This is a genomic window from Paraburkholderia tuberum STM678 (assembly GCF_902833905.1).
In the GTDB taxonomy this organism is placed as follows: domain Bacteria; phylum Pseudomonadota; class Gammaproteobacteria; order Burkholderiales; family Burkholderiaceae; genus Paraburkholderia; species Paraburkholderia tuberum.
In genome coordinates this window covers 91,973-116,228 of the sequence record NZ_CADFGP010000013.1, presented here as the reverse complement: position 1 = coordinate 116,228, position 24,256 = coordinate 91,973, and the positions used below count along the sequence as shown (strand labels likewise).

Sequence of the window (24,256 nt, the reverse complement as noted above, 5' to 3'; positions counted from 1 at the left end):
ATTCTTTAGCGATTACACCGGCTCACGCATGCGGCTTTGCGCAGGCTCGGAGCGCGGGTTGCGAAAGTCGGCATGATACCGCCGCCATGCGGCCCGCGGGTTCGCGGCGGAGCGCCATGCCGCCGGGATCACCGGCATCGCGCGATGGCCGGCAAACAGGCGCTGCGGCCACAGCGTAAAGATATAATGGCTGCTTTCATTGCCCATGGTCGGCCCGAAGCGCCTTTCGGCCGCACCGTTCACGCCGGCCCTCGTCGGGCAGCATGCAGCGAGGCCGCAGCCATGCCGTCGCGCGACGCTAAACCCGGTGCCCCTTTGAATCGAGCTTCGCCTCCCACCGTTTCGTCCCACGCGGTCACGACACCGCGGTCCTCGGCATGTCCGGGGTTGCTGCGCATCGTCCCCGCGCGCGACGGCGGCATCTGCCGCATCAAACTGCCCGGCGGCGTGCTGAGCGCGGCGCAGGCACGCGCGATCGCCGATGCCAGCACGCGGCACGCGAACGGCGCCGCCGAGCTGACCAATCGCGCGAATCTGCAACTGCGCGGCGTGCGTAACGGACACGAAGCGGCGTTGAGCGCGGCGCTGATCGGCGCCGGGCTTGGACCGGCCGGCGCGCTCAGTTGCGCCGACGACGTCCGCAACGTGATGATCAGCCCCGCCGCCGGACGCGATCCGCACGCGCTGATCGACACGACGCCGCTGTGCGGAGAACTGCTGACGCTGCTGCAAGGCGATGCGCGCTTGGTAGCGTTGTCGCCGAAATTCGCGCTGCTGCTCGACGGCGGCGAACAGCTTGCGCGGGTCGATCATCCGCATGACGTGTGGCTCGCGGCGTCGGCTGACGAAGAAGGCGTGCGCTTCGTGTTCGGCCTCGCGGGGTGCCCGGCTCCGGCAGGCGAGAACTCGAACCCGCGCGACCATCGCGATTCCAACGGCACGGGCGCGCTCGCGGCGGTGCCGGCATCGCGCGTGCCCGCGCTCCTGCGCGCGTTGCTGCACACGTTCCTCGACCTCGCCCCAGCCGACGCGACCCGCATGCGCGACCTGCTCGCCACGCAGTGCGCCGACGCGCTGCTGCGGCACGCGCAGCGCTACGTCGATTTCCCGCTCGCGCGCGACGCATCGCTGAGCCACTGGCAACGACACATCGCCGCCGACCCATCGCTGCGGCTCGGCGCGCACGCGCAGCGCGGCGACGGCAGCTCGCATGTCGGCGGCCAACCACCGCTCGGCCGAATCGATGCGGCCACGCTGCGCGCCTTGGCTGCGCTCGCGCAAAAACACGGCAACGGCAGGTTGCACGCGACGCCATGGCAAAGCGTGCTGCTGCCCGACATCGCGACGACGGCGGTGCCCGCCGTGCTCGCGAAGCTGATCGCACTCGGTCTCGCGTGCGATCCCGCGCAGGCCATCACGCACGTGATCGCCTGCGCCGGTTCGGCCGGCTGCGCGAAGGGCCTCGCCGACACCAAGACCGACGCGCTGCAACTCGCCGAGCGCTTACCCGCCGGCGTCGACGTGCATCTGACGGGCTGTCCGCGCTCCTGCGCGGCCGCCCATCGCGCGCCCTACACGCTGCTCGCCGCCGCGCCCGGCCTCTACGACCTTTATCGACGCGACGGCCGCCCCGGCTTCGGCCAATGCGTCGCGCCCCAACTGACGATCGACGAGGCCGCCGCGCTGCTCGCGCGCCTCGCCCGGAGTACTCCACATGCTTGATTACATTCGCGACGGTCAGGAGATCTATCGCCAATCGTTCGCGACGATCCGCGCGGAGGCCGACCTCGCGCGGATCCCCGCCGACCTCGAAAAGCTCGCGGTGCGCGTGATCCACGCGTGCGGCATGGTCGACGTGATCGACGACCTCGCGTTCTCCGACGGCGCCGGCAGCGCGGGCCGCCGCGCGCTCGCGCAAGGCGCGCCGATCCTGTGCGATGCGGGCATGGTCGCGCAAGGCATCACGCGCGCGCGGCTGGCCGCGAACAACGAAGTGATCTGCACGCTCACGCACCCGGACGTGCCCGCGCTCGCGCGCGAAATCGGCAACACGCGCTCCGCCGCCGCGCTCGAATTGTGGCGCCCGCATCTGGCGGGCAGTGTCGTCGTGATCGGCAATGCGCCGACCGCGCTGTTTCATCTGCTCGACATGCTCGATGCCGGCGCGCAGAAGCCGGCGCTGATTCTCGGCTTTCCGGTCGGCTTCGTCGGCGCGGCGGAATCGAAAGCGGCACTCGCGCAAAACAGCCGCGGCGTCCCCTATGTGGTCGTGCACGGACGGCGCGGCGGCAGCGCGATGGCCGCTGCCGCGGTCAACGCGCTTGCGACGGAGGTCGAATAAATGGCGAGCCAGCTAACGAGTCGCGGACGGCTGTACGGCATCGGCGTCGGTCCCGGTGACCCGGAATTGCTGACGTTGAAGGCACTGCGGCTGCTCAAAGCGGCGCCGGTGGTCGCGTATTTCGTCGCGAAGGGCAAGAAGGGCAACGCGTTCGGCATCATCGAGGCGCATCTGCACGACGCGCAGCAGCATCTGCCGCTCGTCTATCCGGTCACCACCGAAGCACTCGAACCGCCGCTGTCGTACGAAGCGATCATCGCGGACTTCTATGACACCGCCGCCGAAATCGTCGCGGGCCATCTCGACGCGGGCCGCGACGTCGCGGTGATCTGCGAAGGCGATCCGTTCTTCTATGGCTCGTACATGTATCTGCACGACCGGCTCGCGGCGCGCTACGACAGTGAGGTAGTGCCCGGCGTGTGCTCGATGCTCGGCGGCGCGGCGGTGCTCGGCGCGCCGCTCGTCTATCGCAACCAGAGCTTGTCGGTGCTGTCGGGCGTGCTGCCCGAAGATGAATTGCGCCGCCGTCTGGCCGACGCCGACGCGGCGGTCATCATGAAACTCGGCCGCAATTTCGACAAGGTACGGCGCGTGCTCGACGAACTCGGACTCGCGCAGCGCGCGCTGTACGTCGAACGCGCGACGATGCGAAATCAGCGCATCGTGCCGCTCGCGGAAGTCGATCCGATGGCGTCGCCGTATTTCTCACTGCTGGTCGTGCCGGGGCAAAAATGGCAAGGATGAACGCGCCCGCCATCGTGATTCTCGGTACGGGCGCGCTTGCGACCGCGCGGCGGATTCAGGCGTCGTATGTCGAGCGTGGCGCGCATGCCGCGGCCGGCGTTGCCACGGACTGCCAGGTCCATGCGCTGCAAGGGCGCGTCGACGCCGACGTCTCGTACGGCGAACTCGGCGCGCATCTGCGCGAGCTGTATGCGCGCGGCACGCCGATCGTCGCGCTGTGCGCGGCCGGCATCGTGATTCGCTGCCTCGCGCCGCTGCTGTCGAACAAAGGCGCCGAGCCGCCGGTCCTCGCGGTCGCCGAGGACGGCAGCGCGGTCGTGCCGCTGCTCGGCGGCCTCGCGGGCGTCAACGTGATGGCGCGCGACATCGCCGCGGCGTTGGCCGTACAGCCCGCGATCACGACGAGCGGCGAGCTGCGTTTCGGCACCTGCGTGCTCAATCCGCCCGATGGCTATGCGCTCGCCGACCTGGGTCAGGGCAAGCGCTTCGTGTCGGATCTGCTCGCGGGCGAAAGCACGCGCATCGAAGGCGACGCGCCGTGGCTCGAGGACGCGCAACTGCCGCGCTCGGCGTCGGCGCGTCTCGCGATTCGCGTGACGCCGCGCGCGTGGGATGGGCGTGAAGACGAGCTCGTGATTCATCCGCGCAGTGTGGTGGCGGCTGTCGCCAGCGACGATGCCGATGCCGCCGACGCGATCGTCGCGCGCGTGCGCGCGGCACTGAACGCGCAGGGTCTCGCGATGCTTTCGCTTGCGGCCTTGCTCGCGCCATCGACGAGCATGGCCGACCCGGCGCTCGCGCAAGCGGCAAGGCTTCTCGAGGTGCCGCTGCGCTTCGCCGATGCCGGCGCCGAACCGGGCGAATCGAGTGCCGCAAGGTTGCTGCATACCGCGCTACGCGTCCCCCACGAAACGCTGCGCGACGACGCACACCCCAACGTCGCGCTCGCCCTCTCCCCGCTCGCCATCGACCCCGCGACGCTCGGCCGTGCTCGCGGCCGTCTGACCGTGATCGGCCTCGGTCCCGGCCGGGCCGAGCTGATGGTTCCGGCCGCGCGCACCGCGTTGAACGAAGCGACCGACATCCTTGGCTACGACACCTACGTGAAAATGGCCGGCCCGCTGCGCGCCGGTCAGCGCGTGCACGGCACCGACAATCGCGAGGAAATGCAGCGCGCGCGGCACGCGTTCGAGCTCGCGAGCGAAGGCCGCTCGGTCGTGATGGTGTCGTCGGGCGACCCCGGCGTGTTCGCGATGGCCGCCGCCGTGCTCGAAGCGCTCGAAGCTTCCCGGAACGACGCATGGGCGGCCGTCGAACTATCGATCGTGCCGGGCGTGTCGGCCGCGCTCGCGACCGCCGCGCAGGCCGGCGCGCCGCTCGGCCACGACTTCTGCATGCTGTCGCTGTCGGACAACCTGAAGCCGTGGACGATCATCGAAACCCGCCTGCGCCATGCGGCGCAAGCCGATCTCGTGATGGCGTTCTACAACCCGATTTCGCGCGCGCGTCCGTGGCAACTCGACAAGGCACTCGACATCGTGCGGGAGTATCGCGTGCCATCGACCCAGGTGGTGCTGGGTCGCGATATCGGCCGGCCCGGCGGCACGCTGCGCACGCTGACGCTCGGCGAGCTTCGCTCGGCCGATGTGGATATGCGCACGATGGTGATCGTCGGGTCGTCGCTGACGAGAAGATTCGCTTGCGGTCATCACGGCGCGCAGTGGGTGTACACGCCGCGGTGGTACGAGTAAGCGGACCGTACCGGGTGGTACCGGCCCGCCCCGCTCACGCCACCTTCAGATCCTGCACCGCCCGCTGCCTGACGCCCAGGTCGTCCCACAACTCCGGATGGCACGTGAACACCAGAATCTGATGCCGCGTCGCCGCGTCGATCAACGCGCGTTTGAGCGCGTCGCGGCGCGCGGCATCGGTGTGTACCGCGGCATCGTCGAGCATCAGCAGAGTCGGCCGGCCTGAGGCCTGCAAGAGATCCGCATACGCGAGCCGCGTCAGGATGCCGAGTTGTTCGCGCGTGCCGAAGCTGAGCGCATCGAGCAGTTCCGCGCGGCCGTCGCGATCGAGCATCGCCGGAATCAGATCGTCGCCGAGCGCGAGGCTCGACTGCGGAAAAAGCCGCTTCAGGTAGTGACCGACCCGCTCGGTCAACGGCGCACGCAGTTGGGCGAGCGCGGCGTCGCGTTCGTCGACCAGCACTTCGTCGAGCAGACTCAGCGCGCTCGCGCGCAGGCGCAGTTCGTCCTTGCGACGCGTGGCCTGCTCGACCTGGGCTTCGAGCGCGGCATGCCGTTCACCGAGGCCCGATGCGCCCATCGTTTCGAGCTGGCTGCGCAGCTCCGCGATCCGCAGTTGACGCTCGTGCTGCTCGTTGCGCGCGAGCTCCGCCGATGCGCGATAGCGCTTCGCCTCCGCCACGGGGTCGTCCAGACGTGCCGCATCGAGTTCGCGCTCGCGCTCGCCGCGCTGGTTCTTCAGCGCATCGACCTTGACGCGTTGCTCGACGATATGCGCCTGCCATTGCGCGCGGTTGCGCCGAAACGCTTCGTCGTGCAGCTGCGCTTCTTTACGCTGCAACTGCGCCGTGAGCGAATCGGCCTTCGCAACGCCGCTGGATTGCGCGCCCGCCGCCTGTTCGAGCACCTTGCGCGCGGTCTCCAACGCGTCGCGCGCGATGTCGGCGTTGCGGCGCGCGTCGTCGAGCGGTGGCGCCGCGGACACGTCGGGCAGACTGGCAAGGCGCTCGCTCGACGCCTGCAAGCGCGCCGCCGTCGATGCCAGCGCCGCGCGCAACGCATCGATGCCTTGCGGCGCATGGACTTCGAGTATCCTCGCCTGGCTCTTCTGTTGCGCGACCAGCGTTTTCCATTGCTCGTGACGCGCCTGCGCATCGCCCACCGACGCGACGCCGAGCGAGCGCAGCAACTGCGCGTGCTTCGCCTCGAGCGACGCCAGCTCAGACAACCGCGCGGACAGATCGGACACGCCCGGAATCACGCGCAATTCGCCGAGCTTCCCGAGACCGATGCGCTTTTCGTCGTCGACATGCAGCACGCCCGTGCCGCTGATCGTCTGATCGCCGACGCTCAACTCGCCATTCAAGCTGTACTCGATGCGCGTCATCGCCGCTTCGGTCCGCGCGCGCAACACGGTCAATTCGCCGTCGAGCGCGACGAGGCGCTTGAACTGCGCTTCGTCGAGTTCGAGCGCCGCCGCCTCGCGCGCGGCCTGCAACACCGCCGCGTTCGCCTTGTCCGCCTCGCCGATCGACGCTTCGAGCCGCTGGCCCTCCGCCCGATAGAAATCGACCTGGCTGCGCAGATCGGCGGCGGTCACGGCCGCGTTCGCGAGTTCGAGCGCGCGGTTCGCCTCGGCCGATGCCTGCTCGAATTGCGCCACACGGCTTTGCGCCTGTAGATGCGCGGTTTGCGCGGCCGCGACCTCGACGCGCGCCGCGTCGAGCTGCTCGCGTTCGCGCGCGATGGCCGCCTCCAGTTCGAGCGCGCCCTGCTCCTGCTGCACCGACAACGCGAGTTCGGCCTCGCCGATCTTCAGCGACTGCGCGAGCCCTTCGAGACCGCGTTCGAGTTGTTCGACCGCCGCGGCACGTTGCTGCGCGAGCGCGGCCTTCTGCTCGTGAAGCTCCCACGGACGCCTGCGCTCGGCGTCGTCGAATGCCTGCTGTTGGGCGGCGAGGCGCGCGATGTTGTCGTCGAACTGCTGGCGCTGCTGTTGCAGCTCGTCGCGGCTCGCGATCAGCGAAGCGAGCTTCTGCTCCGCCTCGGCGAGCGGCCCGGTCGACTTCTGCGTGCGCGCGGTCAGCAGTTGCCGCAGCTCGCGCTGCACGGCCGCGATCAGCGCGTCCTCGCCGCCCGCTTCGCGGCCGCCCGACAGTTGCGTGAGCGCGTCGCGCAGATACTGCGCCGCGTGCCCGGTCGAATCGCGCATCTCCTGCGTGCCGCCTTGCTGCACCCACAACAGACCCGGCACGCCGGCGTTCTCGGCTTTCATCGGACCGCGCGCCGCGCGCGAGAAGCCGAGCAGCGCGGCGAGCTTGTCTTCGGCTTCGTCCTCGCTATACACGGCCTGGCCGATCCTCAGCTCGCAACGCTGACGCGACACGAACTGCTTCGACAGACGGCACGCCACACCATCGAGCTCGAAGCTGACCTCGACCGACGGCTGCCCGCTCGCGAGCCCCCACGGCAACAGGTCTTTCAGATGCGACGCCTTGTAGCGTTCGAGGAACACCGTGCGCACCGCCTCGGCAATCGTGCTTTTGCCGGCCTCGTTCGGGCCGATGAACAGATTGAGACCGGGCTGCAGATCGTCGATCACGATCTGCCCGCCGAACTGCCTGAATTCCTGAATCGCGATACGTTGCAGCTTCATGCGGGGGCTCCTTCACGCGGCGCTTCAGGTTGCTGCCGCTCGCGCGTCTGCGCGGGTGGTGCGGCCTGCGAATCGCGTTGCCGCTGGTCGCGCTGAAAACGCGCCAGCAGCAGCAACGCCTCGGCCGCGCGCCGCGCCTCTTGCGGATCGGCTTGCGCGTCTTCCTGCAGACCGCGCAGCCGCGCCACCACCTTCGCGAGATAGCCGCTTTGCGCGCCGAGTTCGGCGAGATCGTCGGCGGTCGGCAGCACGTGCAGACTGCCCAGATCGGCACGCAACGCGCGCACGCGCGCGCGCGCCTGTTCGACCGCGACATGCAGCGCCTCGGCATCGGCGAGCGCCGCGGTGCCGCCGACCTCGATGCGCAGCACGTCATTCGCGCCAAGTTCGGCGAGGCGGGTTTTCAATGCATCGACATCGGTCGGAACCGAAATCGTCTCGTCCCAGCGATGCCACCGGTATTGCCCGACCCGCACCGCGGCGACCTGCGGCACCGCGCCGGGATCGCTGACGGTAACGTCGAGCACGAAGCCCGGCTCGTTCGCGCGGAAACGGTCCTGCTCGTGCGTGCCCGCGTACCACGTGCGTTCGTCGACGCGCAGATGGCCGTGCCAGTCGCCGAGCGCCAGATAGTCGAGCCGCGCACTGGCGGCGCGCGTCGGCGCGATCGGATTCGACGAATCGATGCCGTCTTGCAGAATGCCGCCGACGCTGCCATGCGCGAGCCCCACGCGGTGATAGCCGGGCGGAGTAGCGGTGGAATCGAAGAACGCGGTGGTGTCGTCGTAGGTGATGCGCTGCGTAAGCGGCGCGCACAGCAGCGCGCAACGGCATGCGTCGAGCAGCACGACGCCGGCTTCGAGCACGAGGCGCACGTTCGGCAGCACGCAATCGAGCCGCTGCGCGCGAGTCCACACGCTTTCGACGAGCGCCGCGTCGTGATTGCCCGGCAGCATGATCCACGCTCCGGAAAACGCTTGCAGCGCGGCGAACAAACGCCGGATCACGGTGTCCGACACCGTCTGCAGATCGAACACGTCGCCCGCGACGAGCACCGCGTCGACGTTGCGCGCGGCCGCTTCTTCGGCGATGCGGCGCACCGTGTCGAAGCGCGCCTGGGCGAGATGCGCGGCCTCGTCCGGTTCGAACTGACCGAATTGCGTGCCGATCTGCCAGTCCGCGGTGTGCAGAAACCTGATCACTGTGCCTCCATTGCGATTGCGATTGCGTTGCGTCCTCTTGCGTTGATTTCGCCGAGGAGCCCGATCGCGAATGTTACCTTGCCGAAGCGCCGGCGCGTATTGCGCGCGCGCGTATCCAGGCTGGACGCGCGCGCGGGCCGTACCGCATCATTGCAACCGAACCGGCTGAGCCCGCCGACTTTCCAGCCCCCGCCCGACACGATCAACCGCGCCCGATGGACAAGATCACCGAACTGAAGAAGGCCAAGCGCACGCCTTTACTGCTGCTGCTCGCGGCCGCCTGCGTTTTCGTCGTCGCCGCATTCCTGCCGCGCGGCCTGTGGGTCGACGGCATCAAGGCCGTCGCCGAAGCGGCGATGGTCGGCGCGCTCGCCGACTGGTTCGCGGTCGCGGCGCTGTTTCGCCGTGTGCCGATTCCCCTCGTGTCCGCGCACACCGCGATCATCCCGCGCAACAAGCACAAGATCGCCGACAACCTCGCGCACTTCGTGCAGGACAAGTTTCTCGACGTGCCGTCGCTGGTCGGTCTGATCCGCCGGCATGATCCGGCGCAGACCATCACCGCGTGGCTCAGCGAATCGGCCAACTCCGCGCGCCTCGGCGACTACGTGGTGCGGCTCACCGGCGGCATCCTCGACGTGGCCGACGACGCGCGCATTCAGAACTTCATCAGGGACGGGTTGCGCGACGTGCTCGCGAAGGTCGATCTGTCGCAATCGCTCGGCGCGATTCTCGACACGCTGACGCGCGACGGCCGCCATCAGGAACTGCTCGACACCGCGATCGATCAGGTGATCGCGGTGCTGCGCGAGGCGCCGGCGCGCGAATTCATTGCCGCGCGCATCGTCGATTGGGTGAAAAGCGAGTATCCGACGATGGAGAAGTTTCTGCCGTCGGTATGGCTCGGCGACAAGGGAGCGGAGGCGATCGCGAGCGCCGCGAACCGTATGCTCGAACAGATCGCGCAGAACCCCACGCACGAGCTGCGCGACAAGTTCGACCACGCGGTGCAGACGCTGATCGTGCGGCTGAAGACCGATCCCGTGTTCCTGCAGCAAGGCGAAGCACTGAAGCGCTATCTGGTCGAAGGCGAGGCTTTCGGCAGCTACGTGAAGGACATGTGGGGCGAGCTGCGTGCGTGGCTCAAGCGCGATCTGCAAAGCGCCGATTCGGCACTGCATGCGCGTGTCGCCGCGATGGGCGCGTGGGTCGGCCGCGAACTCGCGCGCGATCCAGCGCTGCGGCAATCGCTGAACGATCACCTCGAGGAAGCGGCGCGCGCGATGGCGCCGGATTTCGCGCGGTTCCTCACTCGCCATATCAGCGATACGGTGAAGAACTGGCCCGCGCACGAGATGTCGCACCAGGTCGAGATGAATATCGGCAAGGATCTGCAGTACATCCGCATCAATGGGACGATCGTCGGCGGATTTATCGGCTTGTTGCTGTATGTGAGTTCGCTGTGGCTGGAGATGCTGCGGGTGCATGTCGGCTGACGACTCGAGCGCATCGAGCGACTCAACGCGCAGCCACGCGTGAGCCCCCTCCCGCCAAACCACCTACAATTCGGGCATCCGTCTTGCTGACAACCAGTGCTCCGCTCGGTCGTCAACGCGTCCCAACCGGAATTCTGCTTACATGAAAATATCGCTGCCGCCACCGCAAGGGCGGCCCAACCGCGTTTACCCGCCGGGCACGCCGGGCCTGCATGGCCTCGTGTCGCTGATCACCGGCGTGGTGGTCGTGTGCGGGCTGTACTTCGGGCGGGAGGTACTGATTCCGATCACGTTGTCGGTGCTGCTGAGCTTCCTGCTCGCGCCGCTCGTGCAGATGCTGCGGCGTCTGCATATGGGCCAGTTGCCGTCGATCTTCATCGCGGTGCTGTTCGCTCTCGCCTCGCTGCTCGCGATCGGCGCGCTGATCGGCGCGCAGCTCGTGCAGCTCGCGGACGCGCTGCCGCAGTACCAGGAAGCGATCGAGCAGAAGATCGAAACCGTGCAGGAAAAGACCGTGGGCCGCGCCGACGCCCTGATGAGCAGCGCTGCCAGCGCGCTGCAGCGCGTGGCGCCATCGCGCCCCGCGCCGCCGCGCCCGACCGGCCGCGCCGCGCGCAACGCGCCGCAGGTGCCGCAACAGGTCGAGGTGCACGAGCCCGCGCCGACGCCGGTGCAACTCGCGCAGCGCGCGCTGACGCCGGCCATCGCGCCGATCGAGACGACCTTCATCGTGCTCGTCGTGACCATCTTCATCCTGTTGCAGCGCGAGGATTTGCGCGACCGTCTGATCAGCCTGTTCGGTTCGCGCGACCTGCACCGCACGACTACCGCGATCAACGACGCCGCCGGGCGCCTGTCACGCTATTTCGTCGCGCAGCTCGGCGTGAATCTGAGCGCGGGCGGCATCATCGCGATCGGGCTCGCGATCATCGGCGTACCGGGGGCGCTGCTGTTCGGCGTGATCGCCGCGCTGCTGCGCTTCGTGCCGTACATCGGCATCTGGATCGCGGCGATCCTCGCATTCTTTCTCGCGGCCGCGATCCAGCCGCAATGGACGATGGCGGTCCTCACGCTGATCCTGTTCATCGTCGTCGACGTGGTCGCCGGGCAGATCGCCGAGCCGCTGCTGTACGGTCATCGCTCGGGCCTGTCGCCCCTCGCGGTGGTGGTCGCGGCGATTTTCTGGAGCTGGCTGTGGGGGCCGATCGGCCTCGTGCTGTCGACGCCGCTCACGCTGTGCGTCGTCACGCTCGGGCGCTACGCGGACCGGCTGAACTTCCTGACCGTGCTGCTCGGCGATCAGCCCGCGCTGACGCCCGCGCAGAACTTCTATCAGCGCCTGCTCGCCGACGATCCGCACGAGGCGATCGTGCAGGCCGAACGGCTGCTGCGCGAGATGTCGCTGATCGACTACTACGACAAGGTCGCGCTCGAAGGCCTGCGGCTCGCGCGCAACGACGCGCAGCGCGGCGTGCTGATGCCCGACCAGTTGCAGCGGATCAACGACGCGCTCGTCGATATCGTCGAGAACCTCGAGATCGCCGAAGGGCTGCGCGATTCGCTGTCGCCCGCCGAACCGGCGGACGCGGGTAACGCGCTGCTTGCCGGGACGCCGGATCTGGCGTCGCCGGGCGCGGGTGCCACGGAGCGATACCGCAGCGATCTGCTCACGCGCCCGCAACAGCCGGACGGTACGGGCAAAGCAGCGGTGTTATGCGTGCCCGGCCGCGGCGCGTTCGACGAAGTGACGACCGCGATCGCTGTGCAACTGCTGAACCGCCAGGGCTTCGCGCCGCTGATGGCGACGCACTCGGGCTATCGCAGCGCACGCGCCGACGAGCCGAGCTTCAAGGACACGTCGATCATCTGCATCGTGTCGCTCGACGCGCCCGAGTCGCCGCTGTACCTGCGCAACATGCTGCGGCGCACGCGCGAATGGCGGCCACGCGCGACGCTGGTGGTCGGCGTCGGCGTCGGCGACGCGCCGGACGGCAGCGTCGAACTCGATGCGGGCGGGGAACTGCATGCGTCGCCGACGTTCCGCGCGATGATCGAGGCATGTCACGCGGCGACGGCTGGGCAGCCCATGCGGCAGCCGTCGCAGACGGCCAGCGCCGGCCGAGGCTGGGTGGGCTGAGGCCGTGACCGGAGTGGTAAAAATCTGCGTCGTGATCGCCATTTGGCGGTCACTGCGCTCGACGCTGATAACCGCTCTTCAATGCGTCCACCACAAGCTCGACTGCCCGGGATGATTTGCGGCGACTTGGATAATAGACGTGATGTCCGACGAACGTGGGAAACCAGTCTTCCAGCACCCAATTCAAGCGCCCGGCCCGGACATGCACCTCAGCCAGGTCTTTGGGCACGTACGCGAGCCCAAACCCGCCAAGCGCTGCGTCCATCATCTGGTAGACGCTATTGAAGGTGAGCTGCCCTTCGACCCGCACCTGCAGTTCTCGCCGCCCCTTCCGTAGCTCCCACGGGAGCAGTGAATCTCGCGTTGGCAATCGAAGATTGATGCAGTTGTGCAGCGTTAGATCCTGCGGCGTCTTCGCCGGTGCGGTCGATTGCAGGTAGCCTGGAGAGCCCGCGATTGCCATCGTCATGTCAGGCGCGATTCGCACCGCGATCATGTCTTTGGCCACCTGGTCGCCTAGCCGCACGCCGATGTCGTACCGATCCGCGACGATGTCGGCTAACCCGTAGTCATTGAGCAATTCAATCTTCAGATCCGGATACTGGCGCAGCAACGGTTGCAGACGCGGCCAAACGTACGAGTTTGCCGCGTAGTCGGTGGTCGTGATCCGGACAGTTCCGCCTGGACGGCTCGTCATCGCGCGCAAGGAATCGACCTCCGCTTCGATTTCCTGAAAACGCGGTGCAATCGCCGCCAGTAGCCGTTCGCCTGCCTCCGTCAACGAGACACTCCGGGTAGTGCGCATCAGTAACTGAAGGCCCATCCGCTTTTCAAGGCCGGCAACCGTCCGGCTCAAGGCCGACTGCGAGACTCCCAGTTGCGCGGCCGCCCGCGTGAAGTTGCGCTCACGCGCAACGTTCATGAAGCCGACCAGATCGTTGAAATCCTCTTTCAATTAATGCTCCACAGCATAAGGGCATCCCGATATTGTGATCTAGTCGCATCAATTGCCAGGAGTTAGATTAACAGCAGTGGCATATCGCCCCGACGATACCGACGAGGAACAGTCATGGAATTGAAACGCGCGGGCTTCCAGCCCTCGAAGAAAGGCCCTGAAGAATGGTTTACGGGCACGGTGCGGCTCGACCCGCTGAACGCTCCGCCTCCGCCGGCACGCGTTTCGTGCGCGAGCGTCACTTTTGAGCCGGGAGCGCGGACTAACTGGCATACCCACCCGCTCGGCCAGACTTTGATCGTTACGGCCGGCTGTGGCTGGACCCAGTGCGAAGGCGAGCCGCGCGTCGAAATCCGGGCTGGTGACGTGATCTGGTGCCCGCCTGGCCACAAGCATTGGCATGGCGCAACTTCGACGACCGCGATGACACATATCGCCATTCAGGAAGCGCTCGACGGCAAGAACGTCGAATGGCTGGAGAAGGTCACGGACGAGCAGTATGGAAAGGACTGGAAACATGCAAGATCCATTGTCACAAGTTGATCTCACTCCCGTTTCTCCGGCATTCGCGCGTTATACGAGCCAGACCGTGCTCGGCGGCCTCTGGAAGAGGCCGCAACTGTCACCGCGAGACCGGAGCATCGTGACGCTGTCGGTGCTCATCGCCCGCAACCAGACCATCGAGATGCCGTTCTATCTCCGGTTGGCGCTGGATAGCGGTGTGAAGCCTGCCGAGATTTCGGAAATGATCACGCACCTCGCCTTCTATTCCGGCTGGGGAAATGCGACCGCAGCGGCTGTCGTCACGAAGCGTATCTTCGATGAACGTGACATCGGTATCGATCAGGTCCCTCGGGCCGATGTCGAGCCGCTACCACTGAACGAAGTCGCAGAGCAACAGCGTGCGCAGGCGGTCGAGCAAAGCTTCGGCTCGGTCGCTCCCGGCGTTGTTCAGTACACGACCGATGTGCTGTTCCGCGACCTTTGGCTGCGTCCAGGACTCGCTCCACGCGACCGGAGCCTGGTCACGGTGAGCGCCCTGGTTGCCAGCGGTCAGGTCGCGCAGATTCCGTATCACCTCGGCCGTGCCATGGACAACGGTCTGACGAAGGACGAGGCGTCCGAAATGCTGACGCAGCTCGCCTTTTACGCAGGCTGGCCGAACGTCTTTTCGGCGATGCCCGTGTTCAAGGATGTATTCGCGAAGCGAGCGGCATAAACGTCGATGCCGGATCGTCCACCGGTTGGGAAGCCGCGTTTTTCCGACCGAGGTGGAAGCTCGTCGGCCCGGATGCTGCACTGGCACCGCGGAAGCTCGAACAAACATCAGTGAGGGACCGCGTCTTCACTTCGTCGACGGCCCTGATGGCCCGGTCGACGACGTCGCGGTTGCGGCGCGCGCCCGCGAAGCGGGGCTCGCCGTTCTGCCGCTCTCGGTCTGGTACGCGAATGGTCACACGCGTAGCACGCCGCGTGGCGTTGTGATGGGCTTCGCAAACATCGCCAATGCAGGTGAGGCGGGCCACCTCGCGCGGAGCTTGCGCGCCTGTCTGGACGGCTAACGAGCGGCGAAGGTCCAGGTCTCTACCACTCCTCAGGCTCGCGCGCGGCGCTGTACCCAAAATGAGGACAGCCGCGCGCGAACGCTGACGCATACTGCACCGATAACGCAAGCAAACTGGAGACACGCATGACCCGCCCGTTCAAGCCCTATCCGTTCGCCCCGCGCCGCTATCCGGCCGTGGTGCCGCCGCTCATCGACGGACGCGATCCACAAGCGCGCGCCGTCGCGATCGTCGGCGGCGGTCCGGTCGGCATGACGCTCGCGCTTGCACTCGCGCGCCAAGGCGTGCGCTCGGTGCTGATCGAGGCGGACGACAGCGTGTGCACCGGCAGCCGCGCGATCTGCATCTCGCGACGCAGCCTCGAAATCTTCAAGCGGCTCGACGTCGTCGACGGTTTTCTGCAAAAGGGGCTGGCGTGGACCGGCGGGCGCAGTTTCTATCGCGACACCGAGGTGTTTCGCTTCGCGATGCATCAGGACGACGAGCAGTCGCTGCCGCCGATGATCAATATCGCGCAGTATCAGATCGAGCAGTTGCTGCTCGACGAGATCGAACGGCACGCCGATCTGATCGACGTGCGCTGGCAAACGCGTGTGACGGGCCTCGAGCAACGGCCGCAGGGCGGCGCGAGCTTGACCTTGCGCAGCGCCGATCCTGCCGATCCGCAAGGCAAAAGCTGGCAGATGGACGCTGCGTGGGTCGTCGCCTGCGACGGCGGACGCAGCACGATCCGCGACCTGCTCGGGCTGAAGCTCACAGGCACGACCTACGAAGGCCGCTACGTGATCGTCGATATCGAACTCGACAGCACGCGCGCGACCGAACGGCTCGCGTACTTCGATCCGCCGTCGAATCCGGGCTCGACGGTGCTCGTGCACAAGCAGCCTGACAACGTGTGGCGCATCGACTATCAGTTACGCGACGACGAAGACCCCGACGCCGCCGTGCTACCCGGGAACGTGATACCGCGCGTGCAAAACTTGCTCGACTCGATGGGCGAAGCCGGCACCTGGTCGCCGATCTGGATCACGATCTACAAGGCCAATGCGCTGACGCTCGAACGCTATCGGCATGGCAGCGTGCTATTCGCGGGCGACGCCGCGCATCTGGTGCCGATCTTCGGCGTGCGCGGCGCGAACTCCGGCATCGACGACGCCGACAATCTCGGCTGGAAGCTCGGCTGCGTGATCAATGGGAGCGCGTCGCCAGCGCTGCTCGATAGCTATAGCGACGAACGTGTGTACGCGGCGCGCGAGAACCTGAGCTACGGCATGAAAAGTACCGAATTCATGGCGCCGCCGACCTTCGCGTTCGACTTGCTGCGCACGGCCGTGCTCGGGCTCGCCGAGCGGCATGCGGCGGTGCGGCCGCTGATCAATCCGCGCCAGACGCATGCAATCGCGTATCGGCAATCGCCGCTGAACTTCGCAGGCGACGGAGCCGATGCGTTCGATCGCGGCCCCGCGCCGGGTACCGTGCTGCCCGAGGGCAGGCTGCTCAAACAATCGCAAGATGGCGCACGGCTCGGCATTCATCTAACCGATCTGCTCGGACCGTGCTTCACGGCGCTGCGCTTCGACGCAGACCACGCGAACGATGATGACGCGTGGCGGCAACTGCAAAGCACGCTAGCCAGCCGGGGCATTCCGTTCAACGTGATCGATATCGTCACGGCCGAAGCGCAATCGGCAAACAGCCCTCGAGCGATCGACCCAACCGGCCGCCTGCACGACATGCTCGACGCACAGCCCGGCACCGTCTATCTGATCCGCCCCGACGGCCACGTGCTCGCGCGCTGGCGCAACGGCAGCGCGGCGGCCGTTCTGCGCGCGCTCGATGCCACGCTGACACAGCAGAACTAACGCGCAAGGACCTTCGACATCATGACCGATTCCGATCTCGACCTCGTCTATACGACGCTGTGCAACACGCTGACCCACGAAGGCGAGGCGCAGGCGTCGCTGTATCTCGCGCGCCTCGCGCTCTTGTGCCTGACCGAACTCGACGACTCGCGGCGCGCGTTGTCGTTGATCGAAGCGGCGAAGCTGCCGGCTGCCGCCACGGCCTGGCGGGGGTAAAAGAAACCGCCTACCTGGAGGCGGTTCGCTAGAGGCGGTAACGGCAATACCGCAGCAGTGCGAGGGAATTACAGCCATCACAACAGAACGGGCGCTGGCAGACCGACCTCACTGCCTCGGATACAAGCCCAACGTACTCGCATGCAGCCGCGCGAGTCCGAGCAACGCATCCGTATACGGCGTCGGCACGCGCGTCAGTTGCCCGAGTTCGCGCACCGCGCCGACCAGCGCATCGAGTTCGACCGCCTTGCCGGCCTGCACGTCCTGCAACATCGATGTCTTCATCGCGCCGAGTTTCAGCGTGACCGCGTGACGGTCGTCGGGCGCCTGGTCGATCGGGATGCCGAAGCGCGCGCCGATTTCCTTCGCCTCCAGCATGATGTGCGTGACGAAACCGCGCACGAGTTCGTCGCCGAGGATCCGGTCGGTCGTTGCGCCGGTGATCGCGCTAACCGGGTTCATCGTCATGTTGCCCCACAGCTTGAACCACACGTCGCGCTGGATCTGCGCCGAAGCCGTTGCATGGAAGCCCGCCGCCTGCAACAGCGCGGCGAGCAGCTCGACACGCTCGCTCGGCTTGCCCGACGCCTCGCCGACGATCAGCCCGTTGCCCTGGTGATGCCGGACCACGCCGGGCGCGTCGATCAGGCAACTGGCATGCACGACGCAGCCGACCGTCTGCGCGGCCGGGATCGCGGCGCTGATCGCGCCGTCGGGATCGATCGTCTTCAGGCGCTGGCCGGCGAGTTCGCCGCCCAGGCCGTCGCAGAACCACCACGGCACGCCGTTCATCGCCGTCAGCACGATCGTCTCGGGGCCGAGCAGCGGTTTGATATGCGCAGCCACGGTCGCCATCGCCGGACCCTTCACCGCGATCACGACGAGTTCCTGCACGCCGAGATCGGCCGGCTTGTCGCTCGCCTTCACCTGCTCGGCGTAGATCACGCCGCCTTCGATCAGCCGCAGACCATGCTGGCGCACCGCGTCGAGCGTCGCGCCGCGCGCGACCACACTGACCCGATGGCCCGCCTGCGCGAGCTTCACTCCCATCCAGCCGCCGATCGAGCCGGCGCCGTAGATCGCTACTTTCATCGCCTGAATCCTTGCCTGTTGCTGTGATTATTGCAGCGTCGATTGTCGCGCTCTTTTACGCGTGGCTTCAATCATTGCCGGAAACTCGCATCGATCCGGTCGACCCGCCGCACCAGCGCATCGAACACGTCCTGTCCGGCGCCGTGGCGCGGATCGAACTGCAGCGCGTCGCGCGAGCAGCGAATCGCGACCTCCTCCGGCACCGGCCGAGCGCGGCCCATCGAGAACGTCGCCACCTGGACTTCGCACGCGCGATTCAGCGTCCACAGAATCGCGAAGGTCTGCGGCAACGTCCGGCCCCACGATAGCAGACCGTGGTTGCGCAGGATCACCGCCTGCCTGTCGCCGATATGCGCGAGCAGCCGCGGCCCCTCTTCCGCATGAATCGTGATGCCTTCAAAGTCGTGATACGCGATCCGGTCGTGCAACTGCGCGCTATAGAAGTTGGTCTGCTGCAGGCCCTCTTCGAGGCAGGCGACCGCGACGCCCGCCGTCGTATGCGTATGCATCACACAGTGCGCGTCGGGCAAGCCCTCGTGAAGCGCCGCATGCACCACGAAGCCAGCCGGATTCACCGGATACGGCGAGCCATCGAGCACGCGCCCCTGCGCATCGATCTTCACCAGATTGCTCGCGGTCACTTCGCTGTAGTGCAGCCCGAACGGATTGATCAGGAACTGGCGCTCCGGGCCGCTGACGCTTTCGGGCACGCGCAGCGTGATGTGGTTGTAGATCATCTCGGTCCAACCGAGCAGATCGAAAATCCGGTAGCACGCGGCAAGTTGCACGCGCGCCTGCCATTCGTCCGGATGCATCGCGGCCGATCTGGGCGGGCTCGCCGGTTGCGCTTCGAGGGTCGTGGCCATCGTCGGTGTCTCCAAAATTGTCGTTGTGACGGCGCGCCCGTGCGCGCCGCCCATCATATTCACGCGTGCCGTAACAGCGGCCCCGAGCGCCGGAGCGCTTCAGGCGCCCGACACCACCGCCGCGATCGACGACGCGACATAGTCCGCGTTGCGCGCGTTCAGCCCGGCGACGCACATGCGGCCCGAGCGCAGCACGTACACCGCGTATTCGTTGCGCAGACGCTCGACCTGGCTTTCGGACAGGCCCGTATACGTGAACATGCCGCGCTGCGCGATATAGCGCGCGCGCATCACTTCATCGACGCGTCCGTCGAGTCCGGCGTGGATCACCTTGCGCATCGCCAGAATGCGCTCGCGCATCGCGCCGAGCTCGGCTTCCCACGACGCGCGCAGCGTCGCATCGGCGAGCACGTTGGCGACGAGGCGCGCGCCGTGCGTCGGCGGATTGCTGTAGTTCGCGCGCACCGCCGACATCAGTTGGCCCGCCACGCGCGCCGCTTCGTCGGCGCTCTTGCAGACCACGCTCAACGCGCCGACGCGCTCGCCGTAAAGCGAGAAATTCTTCGAGAACGAGTTCGCGACGATCAGCGGCACGTTCGCGTCGGCGAGCAGGCGCACCGGCGCGGCGTCTTCTTCGAGGCCCGCGCCGAAACCCTGGTAGGCCATGTCGACGAACGCGATCAGCTTGCGGCGCTGCAAGACCGGCACCAGTTCCGCCCATTGCGACGGGCTCAGATCGACGCCCGTCGGGTTATGGCAGCACGCGTGCAGTAGGACGATGCTCTTTTCCGGCAGCGCGTCGATTGCGGCGAGCATGTCGGCAAAGCGCAGGCCGCCCGTCTGCGCGTCGTAGTACGGATAGGTGTTGACCGTGAGGCCCGCGCCTTCGAACACCACGCGATGGTTTTCCCAGCTCGGATCGCTGATCCACATTTGCGAGCCGGGGAAATAGCGCTTCAGGAAATCGGCGCCGACCTTCAGCGCGCCCGAGCCGCCGAGCGTTTGCAGCGTCGCGATCCGGCCTTCGGCGCGCGCCGCGCTGTGGGCGCCGAACACGAGCGCCTGCGCGGTGTCGCGATAGAGCGGCAGACCCGCCATCGGCAGATACGAGCGCGGGCCGATCGCGTCGAGCAGCGCGGTTTCGGCGCGGCGCACCGCGTCGATCACCGGCAGCTTGCCGGCGTCGTCGAAATAGATGCCGATGCTGAGGTTGACCTTGTTCGGCCGGGGGTCCAGCTGAAAGTCTTCGTTCAGGCTCAGAATCGGGTCGCCCGGATAGGCGGGAATATGGTCGAACATGACGGGTCCTTGAAGACGGCCTCTGCAGGCCTGTTGTAGCGGTCGTCCGCGCGCCGCGGGACGACAGGGCAAACCTTGAGTCTAAGCGGGTTTGCCGGGCCAAGTCGACCCGCACGAGTGTCGGTCGTCGACGCGCCGCGCACAATCATATCCGCAACCGCGCGGCCGGCATCGTGCGGGTCGGCGCGCCGCTCGTCATCGCGTCGACGGCGCTGCCCGCGGCGATCGCCGAATACGCGCGCGACAAGCCGAAGGTGGTCGTGCGCGTCTGCGATAGCTCGTGATGGGGCGCATCGTCGATCCTGAAACGATTCGCGAGGTGTGCGTGTATCGGTCGACCAAGCGTGCGCTGTCGCCATCGGCCGACGGCTTCGCGGATTTCGTGATGCCGTGGTTGAAACGCTGGGATCGGGAGACGCAGGACGAGGCGCGGGGTAAGCGGAGTTGAAGCGGACTCGAAGCGCGATGCGACGCGCGCTTCGGCGCGAGTTTCGACAGATGTGCAGCTAGGGCTGCATACACAGCGCGAACAGTTGCCGCTGATTTGAAATCCCGAGCCGCGCGTACGCGCGCTTCTGGTACGTGACGACGCTCGCCCGCTTCACGCCCATCTGCCCGGCGATCTCGGCCGCGCTCGCGCCATCGAGCGTGCCACGCAACACGTCGAGCTCGCGCGGCGTCAGCGTCGGACATAAGCGCCGCACGCGCGCGAGCATCGCCGCACCGGTGCCCTGCTGATGTTGCCCGTTCAGCGCGTATTGGCCCTTCGCCGCATGCGCGAACAGCGGCGCGACGCTTTCGATCCGCTCCAGTTCGCCCGGCGCGAACACGCCGTACGCGCGGTCGCGATACAGGTTGATCGACAGCCACACGCTATCCGCCGGCTGCACGAGCAACGACAGCCGGTCGGATACGTTCGGCTGCGCGTAGCAGGCCGCGCGATACGCTTCGTTTTCGATTTCGTCGCCGCGCTGCTGATGCAGCACCAGCGCATCGCGCGAAGCGGTGCGCCGGCTGTGGTTCGATTGACCGATGATCGCGCGATTGCCGTCGAGCGCATAGAAATGCGCGGCGTAGCGTTCGGCGACGTCGCGCAGAAAATGCCCGCCGCGATGGTCGGCCGCCGACACCGTACGGGGCCGCGCGTCGAACTCATACGCGAAGATCGTGCACTGCGAGACGGGCAGCGACAACGATTCGCCAACCGTCAGCAGAATGCTCGCGGCGAGCGCGTCGGCATCCGGGTGGGAGATCGCCATGACGAGGTCGGTGGCGCGCGCGGTGCTGATCTGACCGCTGCGCTGCGGTGATGCGAGGCGCCAGGAACGCATGATGGGGATTCGTGCTTGCGCTGCGTGAATTGGGTTGCGGCAAGCGTAGCACAGCGGGCACGCGGTGGCCCACCGGCGTGATCGCCGGCCTGGCGATGCTTTATCGCCGGGTAAACGACCCCCGCTGCAACGCCACCGTCCTCGGCAATTCGATCGTAAAGGTCGTGCCGGACTCGTCCGTGGATACGACGCTGACGTCGCCGCCATGCATGCGCGCGATCTGCTGCACGATATGCAAACCGAGCCCGAGCCCTTCGCGCGAGCGCGCGCCGTTGCCGTTCGACACGAACGCCTTGAACAGATGCGGAAACACCTCCGCCGGAATCGTGCCGCGATTGGACACCTTCAGGCGCACGCAATCCTCGGCGTCGCCATCGACCTCCACGCCGATATCGCCCTCCGGCGCCCCATGATGCAGCGCGTTGCTGACGAGATTCGACACCGCCTGCCACACGAGATCGGTATCCCACGCGCCGGCCGTATTGCCGGTGCAGGTGAACACGATCTGCTTGCCGCTCTTCTGCGATGCGAATTCGTCGATGACCGAGCGGCACAGCGTCGCGAGCTCGATCGAGCGCGGCTGCAACGGCAGACGTCCGCCTTGCAGGCGCGCGAGGTTCAGCAGTTGATCGACCATCCGCGCCATGCGCAGGGCGCTGTTCTTCACGCGCGCGGCGACGGTTGCGGCCTGCTCGTCGGCGGCCGTGCGCATCAGGTATTCCGCCGACGCCAGCACCGCGCCGAGCGGCGTGCGCAGATCATGGCTGAGCACCGCCATCAGCATTTCGTTCGCTTCGAGCATCTGGCGCGTCGTCACCAGTTGCGCGGCGAGCTCGCGCTTCTGCTGCTCCAGCTGCACGAACACGTCGACCTTCGACTGCAGGATGCGCGGATCGAACGGCTTGTACAGGAAGTCGACCGCGCCTGCCTCATAGCCACGGAACGTGCGCGACGCGTCCTGCGCGGTCGCGCTCAGGAAGATGATCGGCACGTGCGACGTGCGCGGGCTGCCGCGCATCAGCGCGGCCAGCTCGAAGCCGTTCATGCCGGGCATATTGACGTCGAGAATCGCCAGCGCGACTTCGTGCTTGAGCAGCAGATCGAGCGCGGCGGTGCCGCAGTCGGCGACCAGCACCGCGACGTCGGGCCGCGCGAGCAACGCTTGCAGCGCGGTGATGTTGTGGACGATGTCGTCGACGATCAGGATGTTCACAGGTGAGTTCGTCATGGCACCGGATCAGAGGGAAGTCGGCAGCGCGGCAAGGCGCTTCGCCAGGGTTGCGGGATTGTAGATCGCGTCGGCCGCGCCGCGCTCGATCGCCGCGCGCGGCATCTCCGGTGCACCGGCGCTGCCGGGATCCTGCACCCACGCGGTGCCGCCGAGCGCGCGCACGCGTTCGAGCCCGTGCGCGCCGTCGTCGTTGGCGCCGGACAGCAGGATCGCGAGCAGCCGCTCGCCGTACACCGCGGCGGCCGATTCGAACAGCACGTCGATCGACGGCCGCGAGAAGCGCACCGCCGCGGCGGTCGACAGCGCGACCGTGCGGTCCACTTCGACGAGCATGTGATAACCGGCCGGCGCGACGTACACGCGGCCCGGCAGAATCAGCTCCCCCGCATCGGGTTCGACCACCGGCAGCGCGCAGCGATGCGCGATCGCCGGCACCAGATAGCTCGGCGAATCGGGCGGCAGATGCGCGACGATCATCACGGCTGCCGCGAAGCGCGCGGGCAGCGCGGCGAGCAGCACCTTGAGCACCTCGATGCCGCCCGCCGACCCGCCGATCACGACCAGTTGATAGCCGCGGCGCGCGTGCGTCCGCGCGGCGCTGGCGTCGGCGGCCTGGGTGGGCGGGGGTTCACTGGTCGAGCGTGGCATCGCGACCTCGCTAACGCTTCTGATAAATGCGTTCGGCCGCGCGAAACTCGTCGAACGCCGGGTAGTGACGTGAAAACCGCAGGGTTTCCTTGCTGCCCAGGCCGAGAAAGCCGCGCCGCACCAGTGCGTTCTCGAACAGCCCCAACGCACGATCCTGCAAGCCGCGATCGAAATAGATCAGCACGTTGCGGCACGACACCAGATGCGCTTCGAGGAACACTTCGTCGGTGGACAGGCTGTGATCGGCGAACACCACGCGCTCTTTGAGCGAGCCGGCAAAGCGCGCGCCGCCATATGCTGCATGATAGTAGTCCGACAGCGAACGCGTGCCGCCCGCCGCCAGATAGTTCTGCGTGAAGCCCTGGATGCGTTCGAGCGCGTAGATGCCCGCCTCCGCGCGCGCGAGCGCGTCGGGGTTGATGTCGGTCGCGTAGAACAGCGTGCGCTCGGTGAGACCCTCCTCGTCGAACAGGATCTTCAGCGACCACAGCTCTTCGCCGGTGCTGCATCCGGCGACCCACACCTTGATCGACGGGTAGGTGCGCAAACGCGGCAGCACATGCTCGCGCAGCGCGAGGAAATACGACGGATCGCGAAACATGTCGCTGACCTGCACGGTCAGGTAGCGGAACAGCCGCGAAAACTCGTAGCCGTCGCGCATGATGCGGTCCTGCAATTGCGACAGCGTCTCCACGTTGAATTCATCGAGCGCCTGCGTGAGGCGGCGGCGCAGCGACGACATCGCGTAGTGGCGAAAGTCGTGCTGATACTTCAGATAGATCGCCTCGAGCAGCAGCCGCAGCTCGATGTCGAAATCGCTGATGCGGTGCGGTACCTCAGATGCGGACGGTTTCATCGCATTGC

21 protein-coding genes and 2 pseudogenes are annotated in these 24,256 nt (G+C 67.1%); 12 read left to right on the top strand and 11 right to left on the bottom strand.

Annotated elements, in window-relative coordinates:
- Positions 1-12: 12 nt before the first annotated feature.
- Positions 13-243, bottom strand: coding sequence for a hypothetical protein (locus HWY30_RS13970; RefSeq protein WP_143037283.1), 231 nt, complete (start codon positions 241-243; stop codon positions 13-15).
- A 39-nt stretch (positions 244-282) separates the two neighbouring features.
- Between HWY30_RS13970 and cobG the strand changes: the two genes are divergently transcribed.
- Genes cobG through cobJ form a run of 4 tightly spaced genes read left to right on the top strand, consistent with a single transcriptional unit; the run spans position 283 to position 4,836 of the window.
- A complete protein-coding gene (gene cobG / locus HWY30_RS13965) occupies positions 283-1,722 on the top strand; it encodes a precorrin-3B synthase (protein WP_090809846.1) in 1,440 nt (479 codons plus the stop codon).
- Positions 1,715-2,341 carry a precorrin-8X methylmutase gene (locus tag HWY30_RS13960; protein WP_090809844.1) on the top strand — a complete coding sequence of 209 codons (627 nt, stop codon included), beginning with the start codon at positions 1,715-1,717 and terminating at the stop codon, positions 2,339-2,341. The genes cobG and HWY30_RS13960 overlap by 8 nt, the downstream gene beginning before the upstream one ends.
- Positions 2,342-3,085, top strand: a complete 744-nt coding sequence (locus tag HWY30_RS13955; RefSeq protein ID WP_090809842.1) for a precorrin-2 C(20)-methyltransferase — start codon at positions 2,342-2,344, stop codon at positions 3,083-3,085.
- Complete coding sequence (cobJ, locus tag HWY30_RS13950; protein ID WP_090809840.1) at positions 3,082-4,836, top strand: precorrin-3B C(17)-methyltransferase; 1,755 nt, start codon at positions 3,082-3,084, stop codon at positions 4,834-4,836. The genes HWY30_RS13955 and cobJ overlap by 4 nt, the downstream gene beginning before the upstream one ends.
- A gap of 34 nt (positions 4,837-4,870) precedes the next feature.
- Here cobJ and HWY30_RS13945 read toward each other — a convergent pair whose 3' ends face one another.
- Both HWY30_RS13945 and HWY30_RS13940 read right to left on the bottom strand, forming a co-directional pair.
- Positions 4,871-7,492: an AAA family ATPase gene (locus tag HWY30_RS13945; RefSeq protein WP_090809838.1), complete on the bottom strand. Its 2,622-nt coding sequence runs from the start codon at positions 7,490-7,492 to the stop codon at positions 4,871-4,873.
- Positions 7,489-8,694, bottom strand: a complete 1,206-nt coding sequence (locus HWY30_RS13940; protein ID WP_090809836.1) for a metallophosphoesterase family protein — start codon at positions 8,692-8,694, stop codon at positions 7,489-7,491. Before HWY30_RS13940 ends, HWY30_RS13945 begins: the two co-directional genes overlap by 4 nt.
- A 215-nt stretch (positions 8,695-8,909) precedes the next feature.
- Between HWY30_RS13940 and HWY30_RS13935 the strand changes: the two genes are divergently transcribed.
- Together HWY30_RS13935 and HWY30_RS13930 are read left to right on the top strand one after the other, a co-directional pair.
- On the top strand, positions 8,910-10,190 hold the full coding sequence (locus tag HWY30_RS13935) for a DUF445 domain-containing protein (RefSeq protein WP_090809832.1): 1,281 nt from the start codon (positions 8,910-8,912) through the stop codon (positions 10,188-10,190).
- 142 nt (positions 10,191-10,332) lie between these two features.
- Complete coding sequence (locus HWY30_RS13930) at positions 10,333-12,327, top strand: AI-2E family transporter (protein ID WP_090809830.1); 1,995 nt, start codon at positions 10,333-10,335, stop codon at positions 12,325-12,327.
- Between the two features lie 49 nt (positions 12,328-12,376).
- Here HWY30_RS13930 and HWY30_RS13925 read toward each other — a convergent pair whose 3' ends face one another.
- Complete coding sequence (locus tag HWY30_RS13925; protein WP_090809828.1) at positions 12,377-13,282, bottom strand: LysR family transcriptional regulator; 906 nt, start codon at positions 13,280-13,282, stop codon at positions 12,377-12,379.
- Positions 13,283-13,396: 114 nt separating this feature from the next.
- On the opposite strand from HWY30_RS13925, the gene HWY30_RS13920 reads away from it, so the two are divergent.
- The 5 genes and pseudogenes from HWY30_RS13920 to HWY30_RS13905 all read left to right on the top strand — a co-directional run bounded on the left by HWY30_RS13920 (position 13,397) and on the right by HWY30_RS13905 (position 16,925).
- Positions 13,397-13,825: a (R)-mandelonitrile lyase gene (locus HWY30_RS13920; protein WP_090809826.1), complete on the top strand. Its 429-nt coding sequence runs from the start codon at positions 13,397-13,399 to the stop codon at positions 13,823-13,825.
- Positions 13,782-14,501 carry a carboxymuconolactone decarboxylase family protein gene (locus HWY30_RS13915; RefSeq protein ID WP_341809932.1) on the top strand — a complete coding sequence of 240 codons (720 nt, stop codon included), beginning with the start codon at positions 13,782-13,784 and terminating at the stop codon, positions 14,499-14,501. Before HWY30_RS13920 ends, HWY30_RS13915 begins: the two co-directional genes overlap by 44 nt.
- A 124-nt stretch (positions 14,502-14,625) precedes the next feature.
- Positions 14,626-14,844 (top strand): annotated as a pseudogene (locus tag HWY30_RS41620) (MocR-like pyridoxine biosynthesis transcription factor PdxR); the annotation flags it as partial.
- 128 nt (positions 14,845-14,972) lie between these two features.
- Positions 14,973-16,709: an FAD-dependent oxidoreductase gene (locus HWY30_RS13910; protein ID WP_090809822.1), complete on the top strand. Its 1,737-nt coding sequence runs from the start codon at positions 14,973-14,975 to the stop codon at positions 16,707-16,709.
- A gap of 21 nt (positions 16,710-16,730) precedes the next feature.
- Positions 16,731-16,925, top strand: a complete 195-nt coding sequence (locus HWY30_RS13905; protein WP_090809820.1) for a hypothetical protein — start codon at positions 16,731-16,733, stop codon at positions 16,923-16,925.
- Positions 16,926-17,033: 108 nt separating this feature from the next.
- On the opposite strand, the gene HWY30_RS13900 is transcribed toward HWY30_RS13905, so the two are convergent.
- From HWY30_RS13900 to HWY30_RS13890, 3 genes are all read right to left on the bottom strand, one after another.
- A complete protein-coding gene (locus tag HWY30_RS13900; RefSeq protein WP_090809818.1) occupies positions 17,034-18,017 on the bottom strand; it encodes a 2-dehydropantoate 2-reductase in 984 nt (327 codons plus the stop codon).
- 71 nt (positions 18,018-18,088) lie between these two features.
- Positions 18,089-18,883: a class II aldolase/adducin family protein gene (locus HWY30_RS13895; RefSeq protein WP_090809816.1), complete on the bottom strand. Its 795-nt coding sequence runs from the start codon at positions 18,881-18,883 to the stop codon at positions 18,089-18,091.
- A 99-nt stretch (positions 18,884-18,982) separates the two neighbouring features.
- Complete coding sequence (locus HWY30_RS13890) at positions 18,983-20,182, bottom strand: amino acid aminotransferase (RefSeq protein WP_090809814.1); 1,200 nt, start codon at positions 20,180-20,182, stop codon at positions 18,983-18,985.
- 65 nt (positions 20,183-20,247) lie between these two features.
- Between HWY30_RS13890 and HWY30_RS13885 the strand changes: the two are divergent.
- Positions 20,248-20,630: pseudogene (locus HWY30_RS13885) on the top strand (hypothetical protein); the annotation flags it as partial.
- Between the two features lie 58 nt (positions 20,631-20,688).
- Here the strand turns inward: HWY30_RS13885 and HWY30_RS13880 are convergent.
- The 4 genes from HWY30_RS13880 to HWY30_RS13865 all read right to left on the bottom strand — a co-directional run bounded on the left by HWY30_RS13880 (position 20,689) and on the right by HWY30_RS13865 (position 24,248).
- Positions 20,689-21,513: a helix-turn-helix transcriptional regulator gene (locus HWY30_RS13880; protein WP_090809812.1), complete on the bottom strand. Its 825-nt coding sequence runs from the start codon at positions 21,511-21,513 to the stop codon at positions 20,689-20,691.
- A gap of 100 nt (positions 21,514-21,613) precedes the next feature.
- The gene (locus tag HWY30_RS13875) at positions 21,614-22,741 is read right to left on the bottom strand and encodes a hybrid sensor histidine kinase/response regulator (protein WP_090809810.1); all 1,128 of its coding nucleotides are present in this window, start codon (positions 22,739-22,741) and stop codon (positions 21,614-21,616) included.
- 9 nt (positions 22,742-22,750) lie between these two features.
- A complete protein-coding gene (locus tag HWY30_RS13870) occupies positions 22,751-23,392 on the bottom strand; it encodes a chemotaxis protein CheB (RefSeq protein ID WP_090809808.1) in 642 nt (213 codons plus the stop codon).
- Positions 23,393-23,402: 10 nt separating this feature from the next.
- Complete coding sequence (locus HWY30_RS13865) at positions 23,403-24,248, bottom strand: CheR family methyltransferase (protein WP_090809805.1); 846 nt, start codon at positions 24,246-24,248, stop codon at positions 23,403-23,405.
- Positions 24,249-24,256 lie beyond the last annotated feature (8 nt).

Coding starts and splice junctions, on each gene's coding strand:
- cobJ (WP_090809840.1), top strand. CDS start 3,082: ATGAACGCGCCCGCCATCGTGATTCTCGGTACGGGCGCGCTTGCGACC.
- HWY30_RS13895 (WP_090809816.1), bottom strand. CDS start 18,883: ATGGCCACGACCCTCGAAGCGCAACCGGCGAGCCCGCCCAGATCGGCC.
- HWY30_RS13935 (WP_090809832.1), top strand. CDS start 8,910: ATGGACAAGATCACCGAACTGAAGAAGGCCAAGCGCACGCCTTTACTG.
- HWY30_RS13880 (WP_090809812.1), bottom strand. CDS start 21,513: ATGCGTTCCTGGCGCCTCGCATCACCGCAGCGCAGCGGTCAGATCAGC.
- HWY30_RS13875 (WP_090809810.1), bottom strand. CDS start 22,741: ATGACGAACTCACCTGTGAACATCCTGATCGTCGACGACATCGTCCAC.
- HWY30_RS13930 (WP_090809830.1), top strand. CDS start 10,333: ATGAAAATATCGCTGCCGCCACCGCAAGGGCGGCCCAACCGCGTTTAC.
- HWY30_RS13915 (WP_341809932.1), top strand. CDS start 13,782: ATGGAAAGGACTGGAAACATGCAAGATCCATTGTCACAAGTTGATCTC.
- HWY30_RS13890 (WP_090809814.1), bottom strand. CDS start 20,182: ATGTTCGACCATATTCCCGCCTATCCGGGCGACCCGATTCTGAGCCTG.
- HWY30_RS13870 (WP_090809808.1), bottom strand. CDS start 23,392: ATGCCACGCTCGACCAGTGAACCCCCGCCCACCCAGGCCGCCGACGCC.
- HWY30_RS13905 (WP_090809820.1), top strand. CDS start 16,731: ATGACCGATTCCGATCTCGACCTCGTCTATACGACGCTGTGCAACACG.
- HWY30_RS13910 (WP_090809822.1), top strand. CDS start 14,973: ATGACCCGCCCGTTCAAGCCCTATCCGTTCGCCCCGCGCCGCTATCCG.
- HWY30_RS13900 (WP_090809818.1), bottom strand. CDS start 18,017: ATGAAAGTAGCGATCTACGGCGCCGGCTCGATCGGCGGCTGGATGGGA.
- HWY30_RS13945 (WP_090809838.1), bottom strand. CDS start 7,492: ATGAAGCTGCAACGTATCGCGATTCAGGAATTCAGGCAGTTCGGCGGG.
- HWY30_RS13920 (WP_090809826.1), top strand. CDS start 13,397: ATGGAATTGAAACGCGCGGGCTTCCAGCCCTCGAAGAAAGGCCCTGAA.
- cobG (WP_090809846.1), top strand. CDS start 283: ATGCCGTCGCGCGACGCTAAACCCGGTGCCCCTTTGAATCGAGCTTCG.
- HWY30_RS13960 (WP_090809844.1), top strand. CDS start 1,715: ATGCTTGATTACATTCGCGACGGTCAGGAGATCTATCGCCAATCGTTC.
- HWY30_RS13955 (WP_090809842.1), top strand. CDS start 2,342: ATGGCGAGCCAGCTAACGAGTCGCGGACGGCTGTACGGCATCGGCGTC.
- HWY30_RS13865 (WP_090809805.1), bottom strand. CDS start 24,248: ATGAAACCGTCCGCATCTGAGGTACCGCACCGCATCAGCGATTTCGAC.